We start from the raw sequence: 13254 nt of genomic DNA, 5'->3' as shown, positions 1-13254 counted from the left end.
CTTGCGGCACCGCCCTCCCATGAGCTCTTCCAGTGCCTCTGGATCAGTGGAATTCGGCGCCCCAGCCACCCCAAACATAGACGGCGAAGAAGAGGAACAGCCACACCACGTCGACGAAATGCCAGTACCAGGCGGCCGCTTCGAAACCGAAATGCTTCTGTGGCGTAAACTGGCCGATCGAGGCGCGAATCAGGCAGACGATCAGGAAGATCGTACCGATCAGGACGTGGAAGCCGTGGAAGCCGGTCGCCATAAAGAACGTCGCGCCGTAAATCGACCCGGAGAAGGCGAATGGCGCATGAACGTATTCGTAGTACTGAACGTAGGAGAAGACCACACCGAGTGCGACGGTAAGCGCGAGCCCAGTAATGAGGCCCCTGCGGTCGCCGTGCAGAAGCGCATGGTGGGCCCATGTCACGGTCGTGCCTGACAGGAGCAGCGTGATCGTGTTAAAAAGAGGCAAGTGAAGCGGGTCGATCACCTCGATCCCCGCCGGCGGCCACTGCCCGCCTAGCACTTGAGTTCGCGACTCCTGGATGGCTTCGTTAGCGAAGAGGCTGGCGTCGAAGAAAGCCCAGAACCAGGCCACGAAGAACATCACCTCGGAGGCGATGAACATGATGATGCCGTAGCGCAAATGGAGCGATACGACCCGAGTGTGCTTGCCTTCTAGGCTCTCTTTGACCGTGTCCGACCACCACGCATACATGGTGTAAAGAACGATCGCGAGACCAAGAACGAAGACCCATGGATTGGCGAGCGGCAGGCCGAGGAAGTTGAAATCCTGACCGCTGCTCCAGCGAAAAAGACCGACGGCGCCGAACAGCATGATGAAGGCGCCGACCGAACCGATGAGCGGCCAAGGGCTCGGATCCACCATGTGATAGTCGTGTTTGGCCTGTGCGTCAGCCATGCCGCCTCTCCTCACTCAATGTGCCGTCGCTACTACGAGGCGACCCGGCGTCTTCCACTGTTCTTACTTTGCGGTTCGAACCCTTCCGCCCGAACTCGCGATTTGCCATCTTCATAAAGCGCCTTCAGCCAGATCGGAAGACTCCGATTGCGCGGCGTTCACCACTTCGTCCGGATCATCGACCGGGAAAAAGGTATATGACAGAGTGATCGCATAGCCGCCCTGCAGTTCTTCGGCGTCGAGAACCTCCGGATCGACGAAGAAGGTAATTGGCATCTCGACGCTTTCGCCGGGCTGCAACGTCTGTTCGTTAAAGCAGAAGCAGGCAATCTTATTGAAATAGATGCCCGCAGCGTCTGGAGTGACGTTGTAGAGGGCCTGGCCTGTAATCGGGCGATCGGAATTGTTGACGACTTGATAGCTCGTTTCCGACGTCTCGCCAAGGCGAACAGTGATGGAACGATCGTTGGGGCGGAACGTCCAGGGCAGGCCCTTAGCGGTGTTGCCGTCGAAGCGGACCTCGATCGTCTTGTCGCTGACTTGAAGTTCGTTCGCCTCGGCCCGCTGCGTCGTACCGCCATATCCGGTGACTTGGCAAAACAGTTCATAGAGTGGGACGGAGGCATAGGCCGCACCGACCATGCCGAAGATGAAGGCCGTACAGGAAGCGGCGATGATGAGCCCGCGCCGTCGCGCCTTCTCGTCCTGTTTCCGTGTCGAGGTTTCGTTGTCCATCATGCACCTATTTTGACGATGGAGACGACATAGAAGATTACGACCAGAGCGACGAGCGTGACGGCAATCGCGATCGAGCGTTTGCGCCGTGCCCGCGTCTCCTCCGGTGTCAGCCTGACGGTCTCGTTCTCGTCCTCTCGGCTCAAACCATCACTCCGAGAATGCCCATAGAGGCAGTTTCCGCAAGCAGCGTCACGAAAAGTCCGAACAGGTAGAGAATCGAGAAGCCGAAGAGTTTCTTGGCAGGGATCATCAACTGGTCACCGTCGTCCATCTGCAGCACCGCGTAGGCCTTTTTCAGGAAGAATCCGCCCATGACGAGCGAGACGGCACCGTAAACCGGTCCGGCGAAGCCCATCAGGAACGGCGCGACGCCGACGGGGGCTAGGAGTAGCGAGTAGGCGAAGATCTGGCGGCGCGTCGTCTTCTCGCCGGCGACGTTCGGCAGCATCGGCACGCCGACATTGCCGTACTCGCGCATCTTGAAGAGCGCGAGCGCCCAGAAATGCGGCGGCGTCCAGAGGAAGATGATGAGGAAGAGAACGAAGCCCTCGATCGAGACGTCGCCCGTGACGGCGGCCCAGCCGATCATCGGCGGGAAGGCTCCGGCTGCACCGCCGATGACGATATTCTGTGGAGTCGAGCGCTTCAGGCCCATCGAATAGACGACGACATAGAAAAAGATGGTGAAGGCGAGGAAGCCTGCAGCGAACCAGTTCGCGGCGAGGCCCAGCGTCATCACGGAAAGGATCGAAAGAATAATGCCAAAGCCGAATGCCGCATCAGGCGCGACCCGGCCTGACGGAATCGGCCTCAGGCGCGTACGCGACATGTTGCCGTCGATATCCGCATCGTACCACATGTTGAGAGCGCCGGACGCGCCCGCTCCGACGGCAATCGCCAGGATCGAAATGATCGCCAAGAACGGATTGATCGAGCCCGGCGCGCTCGCCATCCCGCACACCGCCGTCAGAACGACGAGTTGCATCACGCGTGGTTTGAGGAGCGCGAAATAATCGCGCGGCTCTGCGAGCGAAATTCGGGGTGCGAGCGGCAGGCTGTTGGTCTCGATCATCGACAAGGGCGGTTTCCTGTCACCTGAAACTTGTAACACTTCGGTTCGTGACTGCGTCGACGGAAATTCCGGCGTAATCGCCGCGAAGACCGCCTACCCGGTGAACCATGCAACACGCATGCGCGTGGTGCATGGTCTGCGATCCGGCAAAGCCCGACCGATTCCGGCCGGGCTTCGTTTTGCGCCGCGATTGAGGACAGTGCCTCAGCTCACCCTCGGCAACTCTTCCCACTGGTGGAAGGGCGGCGGCGAGGACAGCTTCCACTCGAGCGTCGTTGCGCCAGAGCCCCACGGATTCTCGCCGGCGACGCGCTTGCGGTAGAACGCTTCCCAGACCCCGTAGAGGAAGACGAGAACCGCGATACCCGAGAGGTACGAGCCCATCGAGGAAACGTAGTTCCAGCCTGCGAAGGCATCCGGATAGTCGGCATAGCGGCGCGGCATGCCGGCAGCTCCGAGGAAATGCTGCGGGAAGAAGACGATGTTCACGCCGATGAACGTCATCCAGAAGTGGATCTTCCCGATCATCTCGTTGTAGTTGTAGCCGGTCATCTTCGGGAACCAGTAGTACCAGCCCGCGAAGAGCGCGAAGACGGCGCCCAGCGACAACACGTAGTGGAAGTGCGCCACCACGTAATAGGTGTCGTGCAGCACGCGGTCGATACCGGCATTGGCGAGCTTCACACCCGTCACACCGCCGACGGTGAAAAGGAAGATGAAGCCGATCGAGAACAGCATCGGCGTGCGGAACGAGATTGAGCCGTGCCACATGGTGGCGATCCAGGAGAAGATCTTGATGCCGGTCGGCACCGCGATCACCATGGTCGCGAACACGAAGTAGCGCTGCGTGTTGAGCGAGATACCGCTCGTATACATGTGGTGCGCCCAGACGACGAAGCCGACGACACCGATGGCGACCATGGCATAGGCCATGCCGAGATAGCCGAAGACCGGCTTCTTGGAAAAGGTCGATACGATGTGGCTGACGATGCCGAAGGCCGGCAGGATCAGGATGTAGACTTCCGGGTGACCGAAGAACCAGAACAAGTGCTGGTAGAGGATCGGGTCGCCGCCGCCTTCGGGCGCGAAGAAGGTCGTGCCGAAATTGCGGTCCGTCAGGAGCATGGTGATGGCGCCAGCGAGGACCGGAAGCGACAAGAGCAGAAGGAACGCGGTCACGAGCTGCGACCAGACGAAGAGCGGCATCTTGTGGAGCGTCATGCCCGGAGCGCGCATGTTGAGAATCGTCGTGATCAGGTTGATCGCGCCGAGCAGCGAGGACGCGCCTGCGAGGTGAAGCGAGAAGATCGCAAGATCGACGGCAGGCCCCGGATGGCCCGAAGTCGAAAGAGGCGGATAGAGCGTCCAGCCCGTACCAGCACCGTTCGAACCCGGCGCGCCCTCGACGAAGAGCGAGGCAATCAGCAGCAGGAAGGACGGCGGCAGCATCCAGAATGCGATGTTGTTCACACGCGGGAAGGCCGTATCCGGCGCACCGATCATGATCGGCACGAAATAGTTGCCGAAGCCGCCGATCAGCGCCGGCATGACCATGAAGAAGATCATGATCAGACCGTGGCCGGTCGTGAACACGTTGAAGATCTGCGGATCGGAGAAGATCTGCATCCCCGGCTCCTGAAGCTCGGCGCGGATGCCGATCGACAGGGCACCACCGATCACGCCGGCGATGATGGCGAAGATCAGGTAGAGGACACCGATGTCCTTGTTGTTCGTCGAGTAGAACCAGCGAACCCAGAATGACGGGGTGTGATCGTCATGGGCGCCGTGTGCGGCTTCGTAAGCCATCGTGTTGAGGTCTCCCTAAACCTGACGAATTCGGTTAGCGCGACGCAACGGCGCGCTCGGCCTTGGCGGCCTCGATGGAAGCATTCAGCTGCTCGTTGGCGCCGGCGACGTCCTCGCGGGCCGCCTCGTACCAAGCGTCGTACTGCTCCTGGGATACGGCGCGCACGGCGATCGGCATGTTCCAGTGCGCAGCGCCGCAAAGCTCCGAGCACTGGCCGTAGAAGATGCCCTCGCGGCTTGCACTGAACCAGTATTCGTTGGCACGGCCCGGTACCGCATCCACCTTAACGCCGAGCGAAGGCACGGCAAAAGAGTGGAGGACGTCAGCCGAGGTCGAGATGATGCGCACGACCGTATCGACCGGCACGACCATCTCGTTGTCGACCGCCAGGAGCCGCGGATAGGTTTCGATATCGCCTTTCGTATCGGCAATCGACGCCTCATCGACTGGATATGACTCGAAGGATACCGGCTCGGGCGCGGTGCCCTCGGCTTCGCTCTCGCTCGTCTCGGTCGGCTGATACTCGTAACCCCAGTACCACTGGTAGCCTGTTGCCTTAACGGTGAGCTGTGGCTCGCTCGGCGGGTTGTATTGCGCGGTGAGAAGCTGGAACGACGGAATCGCAAGCAAGAGGAGAATGATCACCGGAGCCAGCGTCCAGATCACTTCGATCGTCGTGTTATGAGCGGTGCGGGACGGGTTCGGGTTCGCGCTCGCGCGGTATTTCACGATGCACCAACCCAAAAGCCCGGCGACGAAGATCGTGATTGGGACAATGAACCAGAGCGTGTAGTCGCTGAACCAATGGATCTGCTCTTCGATCGGCGAGAAAGCTTCCTGCAGCCCCAATTGCCAAGGATGCGGTTTTCCGACCACCGGTTCACCGCCATCCTGGGCAAGAGCTGCCCCCATTCCGGTCAGCCATAGTCCGGCCGTCAAGCTCCAAGCTCTCACGCTTTTCCTCCTTAGCCGGCAGCAGCGGCCGGGCAGTCCTTCGAATCGTCAGCTGGGATCTATGTCCTCGCGCTCTTCGACCCGGTACGATCGCGTCAGGTACGCGCGTCTTGTCCAGCGACCTGGGTTGAGCGCTTCAACCACGAAATCCGGGAACTCGCAACACTTTTTGGACTAGTTCCATTGCGACATAGCCTCCCAGGAATTCCCGCTGCGGCATGGTCCAGAAACGGCTTGCTGGGCTTGATATCGCGCATATTCGGAGAACCGATCACGCGAGCGAGCCGCTGGTTTCCCGGCGATTCCGCGATGGAGTCGTCGGCCGCCTGCTCTCTCATCGCAGACAAACGCCTGACCCCGGCGCCTCTTCTTTGAAGCGATCGTCTCATACCAAATACGAAGATGTCAGGATCGGGCCATCTTCCTGCCGCATCATCCACCCAGCGCTGCCTCTAAAGGGATATGTACTGTCCCGTCACCGTCTGCCGAGGATCCGATGCTCCGCCCGTCCGCAATCTTCGATCGTCTGTCGCTTATTCCGTCAGCGATCCTCCTCAACGCCATGTTAGCGGTTGGGCTTGGCCCAGCTGCTGCTCAGTTTGCGTCCGAACCGATTGGCCGACTCCAGGAACAGTACGACGCATGGGGCATCGTCTGCTCGACGCCGGCTGGCGCTCCGCGCGAACAGTGTTTGATGCGCCAGGTCGTACTGCCGCCCGACCGCCAGGAGATCGGTTTCGCGGTGTCCATCCTCCATCTTGCCGATGGTACCGGCACCATCCTGAGGGCCCGTGCACCGCTTGGCATCATCCTGCCGAACGGGCTTCGCCTTCATATAGACGACGAGTTCATTGGGATCACACCTTTCCTGCGTTGCTTCGACACCGGCTGCGTCGCCGATGTCGCGATGGACGAGGAGCTTATCGACAAACTGTCCAAGGGCACCGAGGCGACGTTCTCGTTCTTCCAGACGCCGGAACAGGGAATCGGCATTCCAGTCTCGCTTGATGGCTTCACCGCTGCTTTTGCCGCATTGAAGAAGCCGGAGCCGAGCGAACCGGAAACGCCGGACGAGCCGGCCGAATAGGTCGCAGCGCTCGAGCGGGGCGTCTTGAATTGAGCGGCGTCGGGAAGCACCTATCTTCGCAGCCGTCACAGATGATCCCGCCGAACGGAGCCGCAACTCAGATGACCACGTCCCTTATCGACCGATTCGACGTGTCCCAAGCCGAGCTGGAGAAAGTCCTCGAGGAAACGCTGCGCGGTGCAGATGATGGCGAGCTCTATCTGGAATATCGAGAGAGCGAATCGCTTGCCTTCGACAACGGTCGCCTGAAGTCCGGCAATTTCGGCATCGATCAGGGATTCGGCCTCAGGGCCGTCGCCGGCGAAGCAGTGGGTTTTGCGCACGCCGACGAATTCTCGCTCAAGGCTCTGAAGCGAGCGTCCGACGCCGTTTCCACCGTGAAAACCGGCTATGCCGGCACCTATGCCGATCCACCGCTCGGAACGAATACGAAGCTTTACGGCGAGGAGAACCCGATCGGCACGCCGACTTTCGAGGAAAGGGTCAAACTCCTCCAATCGGTCGACAAGTATCTTCGCGACCAGGGCGACGATGTGCGTCAAGTCTCGGCGACGGTCGGTGCTCAATATCAGGTGGTCGAGATCCTGCGCGCCGATGGCCGGCTCGTGCGCGATGTCCGCCCCCTCGTGCGCTTTAACGTCTCCGTCGTCTGCGGCGACGACGAGAGGCAGGAGACCGGTTCCTTTGGCGCGGGCGGCCGTACCGGCTTCGATGAATTCATGGTGGAGGACACCTGGCGCGCGATTGCCGACAAGGCTCTGGCCCAGGCTCGCGTCAACATGCGGGCGGTGCCCGCCCCCGCGGGCGCCTTCGACATCGTTCTCGGCGCCGGCTGGCCTGGCGTGATGCTACATGAGGCGGTGGGCCACGGCCTCGAAGGAGATTTCAACCGTAAGAAGACCTCCGCCTTTTCCGGCCTGATGGGCCAGCAGGTCGCGGCCAAGGGCGTCACCGTCGTCGACGACGGTACGATCGCCGAGCGTCGCGGCTCGCTGACCATCGACGACGAGGGTACACCGACGAACCGCACCATGTTGATCGAGGACGGTAAGCTCGTCGGCTACATGCAGGACCGGCAGAACGCCCGGCTGATGGGCGCCAAAGCCACCGGCAATGGTCGCCGCCAGTCCTACGCCCACGCGCCGATGCCGCGCATGACCAACACGATGATGCTCGGCGGCGCCTATACGCCAGACGAAATTATCGCCTCGGTCGATGACGGCATTTACACCGTCTCCTTCGGCGGCGGTCAGGTCGACATCACCTCTGGCAAGTTCGTCTTCGGCTGCACCGAGGCCTATCGCATCCGGAAAGGCAAGATCGAGGAGCCCCTGAAGGGCGCGATGCTGATCGGTAACGGCCCGGACGCCATGCATCGCGTCGCCATGGTCGGCAATGATGTGGCGCTCGACACCGGCATCGGCATGTGCGGCAAGAACGGTCAGGGCGTCCCCGTGGGCGTCGGCCAGCCGCATCTCCGTATGAACCAGATCACGGTCGGCGGGACGGAGGCCTGATCGCGTGGCCTTCGACGGCCCGAAATCCATCTTTGTCCTGACCGGTGCCGGCGTTTCGGCCGAATCCGGCGTCGCGACCTATCGAGACCAAGGCGGACTCTGGTCGAAGGTGCGGCTCGAAGACGTCGCGACGCCTGAAGCTTTTGCGCGCGATCCCGAACGCGTACAGGCGTTCTACAATGCCCGGCGTGCCGGTCTGAACGGTATTTCGCCGAATCCTGCGCACGAAGCCCTTGCCCGCCTCGAACGGGAGTTCGGCGGCACCCTGACCCTCGTCACTCAAAACATCGACGACCTGCACGAGCGCGGCGGCTCCGAGAACGTGATCCACATGCACGGTCGCCTCCGCCGCTCGCTCTGCGCCATCTGCGGCGACACCCGCGAACATCACAGCGACCTCCACGTCACCGAGGTCTGTGAGGCCTGCGGCGAGACCGGAACCCTGCGGCCCGACGTCGTCTGGTTCGGCGAGATGCCGCATCATATGGAACTGATCTTCGAGCGCCTCGAACAGGCCGATCTTTTCGTCTCGATCGGCACCAGCGGCGCGGTCTATCCCGCCGCCGGCTTCGTGTCCGAGGCAGGGCGTCTCGGCATCCGCACGCTGGAGCTGAACCTCGAGCCCTCTGATGGCAGCTTCCAGTTCGACGAGGCACGGCATGGACCGGCAAGCAAGTTGGTGCCGGCCTTTGTCGAAGAGGTTCTTTCCGGCGCGAAATCCTAGAGCCGCCCGGCTTGGATATGCCGATTGAGCGAATCACGGTCATCGAGATCGTCGAGGGTTCCGACGAAACTCACCGAATCCGCGGGTAGGTTGTCGAGAACCCGGCGCAACGTGTCGTCGGTCGACCATTCCACATTGTCGAATATTGTCTTCGGCGCTCGGTCGGCGACGCCGACAAGATAGAAGCCACCATCCACCGCCGGGCCGAATACAAAGGGTCGCTCGCGCAGGGCTTCAAACGCCGCTGCGATTTCGGCGACCGAAAGGTTGGGAACATCGCTGCCGACGACGGCGACCGGCGCATTGATCCGGGCTTTCAACAGCGGTCGCAGCATTCGCGCGCCAAGATCACCGCCGCCTTGCTTGATACGCGTCACGCCATGGGGCCAGTATCGGTCTTCCAGAGCGGTTTCGTCGGGCGTGGCGGCGACGACCGTATCCCAACGCGGATCGGTGACCTCTTCAACCGTGCGCTTCAAAAGCATCTTGTAGAGCGCGAGCGCCGCTTCGTCGCCGATCGTCTGTGCAAGGCGCGTTTTCACAAAGCCGAGGATCGGTGCCTTGGCGAAAACGACGACGGTGGGACGGTCAAAAGACGGCATGCTTCCTCGGTGCCGAAGTCAGCCACAGGCGCTATCGCTTATCACGAAGAGTGCTGAAGAACGTTCGTAGATGATGGGCGATGACCTTCGCCTGCTCGGATGGATTCTCACGCAGCTTCATGCCAATCGAATAATCGTTCATCGGCGGCAACCCATCCGCTTCGCCGAGTATTCGGACATCGTCGCCTGCAAAAATGCGCGAGACAGGCGCTATGGCGATACCGGCACGCACGGCTGCACGCTGGCCTGGTGTGTGGGCGCAGGTATAGGCGACACGCCAAGGCCGTTCGACCCTTTCCAGGGCCGCCAGCGCCGAACGGCGCCACACGCAGCTCTCGTCCCACATGGCGAGCGGCAGCGGATCGTGCAGATGTGCCGTTCCTCCCGGCGCGCCCACCCAGACGAGCGCGTCGGTAAAGAGACATTCGGCACCGACTGCATTCCCACCGTCCTCGTCGAACGAGAAAACCGCGACATCCAGCTTGCCACGGTCGAACAGTGCCAGCGTCTCACGTGTGTTCTGCATGGTTACGTCGACGACGACCGAGGGATAGGATTCAGAAAACCGACGCAGCATGGAGGGAAGTACGGTCTCGCCGTAGTCGTCGGGAAGGCCAAGATGAAGCTGCCCTTCAAGTTCGGGTCGGCCAAGCGCGCCAATCGCCCTTCGGTTAAGATCCATGAACTGGCGGGCAAAGCCGAGCAGGGTTTCGCCTTCGGCTGTCAGACGCACCGACCGGGCGTCGCGTCTCAAGAGTTCGGTTCCGGTGGTGTCTTCGAGGCGCTTCACCTGCATGGAAATTGCAGACGGCGAGCGCCCGACTTTGTTTGCCGCAGCGGCGAAACTTCCTTCGTCGATGATCGCGACGAAGGTCCTCAGGAGATCGATATCCAGCAGTGGCATCACCGCGGATGATTGCGGATGAAGATGCAGATTCATTGAAGATATCTTCGATAGAATTCGTTTGATTGAAGATTAGGCCGCACTTAGCTTCGGGTCAACTGCAAGCACCATCAGAACCACCCGACAAAGGGTGTGGAAGGAGGCTGACGTGACCCGACCGATCGATGTTCTCAATCTTTATCGGCGTTCGCGCCGTCTTGCGCGGCAGCGCCGCGTATTACGGCGTATGATGGACGAAATGCCGGACTGGCAGCGCAAAGATATCGGCCTGCCGGCGACGATCGCTGAGGAGACGGCGCGCCCAACTCTGGCGCGGGCTCGCAGTTTTCACCTGCGATAGGACCGCGTCTGTTGTCTCAGCGCGCTTTGAGCCTGCCGTAGATTTCTGCCAGGGTTCTTGGAGAGACGCCGAGCCAATAAGCCAGCCGCAAAGCCCACATGGTGACGATCGTCCTCAGCGGACCGTTCGCTTCCCACCGGCGACCTGACGTGACCGCTTTCGAATGGAGGCAGGCAGGCCGCGAGATCCGCCGCAGCCGCTTGGAAAGGTCGATGTCCTCCATCAGCGGGATGTCGGAAAAGCCACCAACGCGGACGAAAGCGGCCTTTGTCACGAAGATTGCTTGATCGCCCGTCGCGACGCCGGTCAGGCGAGAGCGTGCGTTCATCAGGGGTCCGACCAGACGCAGGATCGCCGGCCGTCCCTCGATCCGCACATCGAACCGACCCCAGTCAGCCCCGCTGGCGATAGCATCGAGGATGGCCCCTTCAGCCATATGCGGCAGTTGCGTATCGGCGTGCAGAAAGAGGATGACGTCGCCGAATACGGCATCTGCACCCGTATTCATTTGACGCGCGCGCCCGGGCGGCGATGAAATGACGAGGTCCGGGAGGCCGCGCGCCTTTGCCACTGTATCGTCGGTGCTACCGCCGTCGACGAGCACGATCTCTGCCCCCGGGCAGGCTCGCCGCGCCCCCTGCAAGACGGACACGATCGTCTCGGCCTCGTCCAGGACCGGCATCACGATAGAGAGCCCGGAGTTCATGCGCTGAAACTCGAGCCGGATGCCTTCACGGCGAAAGCCGCGTGATCACCCAAGGCGCGTCCTTGTCCGCTCGCTCGTAAAGCGCCCGGTCATGCAGCCGGTATTCGCCGTTCTGCCAGAATTCGATCGCCACCGGAACAAGCCGGAAGCCGGACCAGTGCGGCGGTCGCGGGATGTCGCCAGTACCGTATTGTTCTTCGAGTTCCTTCACGCGTGTCTCCAGCACCTCTCGGCTTTCGAGCGGCCGAGATTGCTGAGACGCCCAGGCGCCGATGCGGCTGCCGCGTGGGCGCGAGGCGTAATAGGCGTCCGCCTCCTCGTCGGAGACGACCTCGATCGTCCCCCGTACCCGAACCTGCCGCTGCTGAGTTTTCCAGTGAAATGCAATCGCCGCGCGCATGGCACCCAACAACTGCTGGCCCTTCGCACTTTCGAAATTGGTGTAGAAGACGAAGCCACGCTCGTCGAAGCCCTTCAGAAGTACGATCCTCACATCCGGCTGTCCGTCCGGGAAGACGGTGGCAAGGGAAAGCGCATTCGGATCGTTGATCTCACTTTTCTCGGCCGCCTCGAACCATCTGGCGAAAAGCGCGAATGGGTCGTCGTCAACAGGTTCGCTGCCCAGCCTGACATCGCCGAGTCGCTCCACAGTTTTCTCACCCATCGCAAACGCTCTCCATTTTCATGCTGCACGCGACAGCAGATAGACCCTCCGGTGTGGTTCGCCAAAGCGGTTCATCGCCGCGACAGGGCCGCCGACAGGCAGGGGCTGACCAGCCCTTTCAACGGCCTCGTTTTCAACCCATATGTCTGCGATGTGAACTTCTGGGCCCGGATCGACATTCATAGGCCAAACGACATTCTTCTGAAAAAGGACGACAAGCGCGATGCGCGATCCCTACTCCGTACTCGGTGTTTCGAAATCGGCGAGTGAGAAGGAGATCAAATCCGCTTTCCGCAAGCTCGCCAAAAAATACCACCCTGACGCCAACTCCAACGACAAGACTGCTGCGACCCGCTTCAACGAAGCCAACCAGGCCTACGAGATCCTGGGTGACAAGGAAAAGCGCAGTCAGTTCGATCGCGGCGAGATCGACGCCGAGGGCAAGCAGAAGTTCCAGGGATTCGGTGGCGGTGGGTTCGGAGGCGGTAGCAGCCCCTTCGGCTCCCGAACACGCAGCGGTGCGAGCACCGGTGGCTTCGACTTTTCTTCGTCACGCGGCGCGGGCTCACAATTCGACGCCGAATCCATTTTCTCCGACTTCTTCTCGTCGGCTTTCGGAGGCTCGGGTGGCGGTCGTCGGCCTGGAGCCGGCGCCGGCGCAGGGCCGGCAGGAGGTGGCTTCTCGGCAGCCCGCGAAGCATCGCGCAAGGGCGCGGATATTGAGGCTACACTCTCTGTTACGCTCGAGGACGTCGTCGCCGACAGGAAGATCGAGGTGGAATTTTCGAGCGGCAAGCGCTTGGCGATCAAGCTTCCCGACGGCGTCGAGGACGGCCAGACCATCCGACTTCGTGGTCAGGGCCAGCCGGCGCCCGGACCACACGGCCAGGCGGGCGACGCACTCGTGCGCATTAAGATTCTGCCGCACGATCGCTTCCGTATCGATGGTCGGGATCTACGCGCGGACGTTCCTTTACCGCTTCGAACGGCTGTCGCAGGCGGCAAGGTCGCGGTGGAGACGCTGGAAGGCCGCGTCAATCTCACCATTCCGGCCGGAACCGACTCAGGCCGCACCTTCCGCTTGAAGGGGAAGGGCCTGACGACCAAGATCGGCACGCGCAACGATCTGCTGGTGACGACGCGGATCGCCCTGCCCGGCAAGGACGACCCGCTTCGCGCGATTCTTGAACGCGAGTTGTCGAAGAGCCGATGGCGGAGTGACCCGT

General features: G+C 61.4%; 15 protein-coding genes. 5 read left to right on the top strand and 10 right to left on the bottom strand.

The window, feature by feature from the left end; all coding sequences use genetic code 11:
* Positions 1–43: 43 nt before the first annotated feature.
* The 6 genes from FP2506_RS12035 to coxB form a co-directional block, all read right to left on the bottom strand.
* Positions 44–913, bottom strand: coding sequence for a cytochrome c oxidase subunit 3 (locus tag FP2506_RS12035; RefSeq protein WP_007067772.1), 870 nt, complete (start codon positions 911–913; stop codon positions 44–46).
* Positions 914–1024: 111 nt separating this feature from the next.
* The gene (locus FP2506_RS12030; protein ID WP_040489121.1) at positions 1025–1651 is read right to left on the bottom strand and encodes a cytochrome c oxidase assembly protein; all 627 of its coding nucleotides are present in this window, start codon (positions 1649–1651) and stop codon (positions 1025–1027) included.
* Entirely contained in the window at positions 1648–1794 is a 147-nt protein-coding gene (locus FP2506_RS12025) for a hypothetical protein (RefSeq protein ID WP_007067770.1), read from the bottom strand. Before FP2506_RS12025 ends, FP2506_RS12030 begins: the two co-directional genes overlap by 4 nt.
* Positions 1791–2723 carry a heme o synthase gene (locus FP2506_RS12020; protein ID WP_007067769.1) on the bottom strand — a complete coding sequence of 311 codons (933 nt, stop codon included), beginning with the start codon at positions 2721–2723 and terminating at the stop codon, positions 1791–1793. The genes FP2506_RS12025 and FP2506_RS12020 overlap by 4 nt, the downstream gene beginning before the upstream one ends.
* 204 nt (positions 2724–2927) lie before the next feature.
* Entirely contained in the window at positions 2928–4529 is a 1602-nt protein-coding gene (gene ctaD, locus FP2506_RS12015; RefSeq protein WP_007067768.1) for a cytochrome c oxidase subunit I, read from the bottom strand.
* A gap of 34 nt (positions 4530–4563) precedes the next feature.
* Positions 4564–5442: a cytochrome c oxidase subunit II gene (gene coxB, locus FP2506_RS12010; protein WP_007067767.1), complete on the bottom strand. Its 879-nt coding sequence runs from the start codon at positions 5440–5442 to the stop codon at positions 4564–4566.
* Positions 5443–5980: 538 nt separating this feature from the next.
* Here coxB and FP2506_RS12005 point away from each other — a divergent pair.
* From FP2506_RS12005 to FP2506_RS11995, 3 genes are all read left to right on the top strand, one after another.
* Positions 5981–6571, top strand: coding sequence for an invasion associated locus B family protein (locus FP2506_RS12005; protein ID WP_007067766.1), 591 nt, complete (start codon positions 5981–5983; stop codon positions 6569–6571).
* A 101-nt stretch (positions 6572–6672) separates the two neighbouring features.
* Positions 6673–8088 carry a metalloprotease TldD gene (gene tldD / locus FP2506_RS12000; protein ID WP_040489834.1) on the top strand — a complete coding sequence of 472 codons (1416 nt, stop codon included), beginning with the start codon at positions 6673–6675 and terminating at the stop codon, positions 8086–8088.
* A gap of 4 nt (positions 8089–8092) precedes the next feature.
* Positions 8093–8812: an NAD-dependent deacylase gene (locus FP2506_RS11995; protein ID WP_007067764.1), complete on the top strand. Its 720-nt coding sequence runs from the start codon at positions 8093–8095 to the stop codon at positions 8810–8812.
* On the opposite strand, the gene FP2506_RS11990 is transcribed toward FP2506_RS11995, so the two are convergent.
* Positions 8809–9414 carry a TIGR04282 family arsenosugar biosynthesis glycosyltransferase gene (locus FP2506_RS11990; protein ID WP_007067763.1) on the bottom strand — a complete coding sequence of 202 codons (606 nt, stop codon included), beginning with the start codon at positions 9412–9414 and terminating at the stop codon, positions 8809–8811. The two genes, FP2506_RS11995 and FP2506_RS11990, sit on opposite strands and share 4 nt — an antisense overlap.
* Positions 9415–9445: 31 nt before the next feature.
* The gene (locus FP2506_RS11985; protein ID WP_007067762.1) at positions 9446–10354 is read right to left on the bottom strand and encodes a LysR substrate-binding domain-containing protein; all 909 of its coding nucleotides are present in this window, start codon (positions 10352–10354) and stop codon (positions 9446–9448) included.
* Between the two features lie 112 nt (positions 10355–10466).
* Here FP2506_RS11985 and FP2506_RS11980 point away from each other — a divergent pair, with 112 nt between their 5' ends.
* Entirely contained in the window at positions 10467–10658 is a 192-nt protein-coding gene (locus tag FP2506_RS11980) for a hypothetical protein (protein WP_148227559.1), read from the top strand.
* A 16-nt stretch (positions 10659–10674) separates the two neighbouring features.
* Here FP2506_RS11980 and FP2506_RS11975 read toward each other — a convergent pair whose 3' ends face one another.
* Positions 10675–11364, bottom strand: coding sequence for a TIGR04283 family arsenosugar biosynthesis glycosyltransferase (locus tag FP2506_RS11975; RefSeq protein ID WP_007067760.1), 690 nt, complete (start codon positions 11362–11364; stop codon positions 10675–10677).
* 25 nt (positions 11365–11389) lie between these two features.
* Entirely contained in the window at positions 11390–12028 is a 639-nt protein-coding gene (pdxH, locus tag FP2506_RS11970) for a pyridoxamine 5'-phosphate oxidase (protein ID WP_007067759.1), read from the bottom strand.
* 223 nt (positions 12029–12251) lie between these two features.
* Between pdxH and FP2506_RS11965 the strand changes: the two genes are divergently transcribed.
* Positions 12252–13254, top strand: a 1003-nt coding sequence (locus FP2506_RS11965; protein ID WP_007067757.1) for a DnaJ C-terminal domain-containing protein, incomplete at its 3' end; no start/stop codon positions are given.

The organism is Fulvimarina pelagi HTCC2506 (assembly GCF_000153705.1).
In the GTDB taxonomy this organism is placed as follows: Bacteria; Pseudomonadota; Alphaproteobacteria; order Rhizobiales; family Rhizobiaceae; genus Fulvimarina; species Fulvimarina pelagi.
Note: the sequence above shows the minus strand (reverse complement) of the source record. Positions and strands in the feature narration are given on the sequence as shown.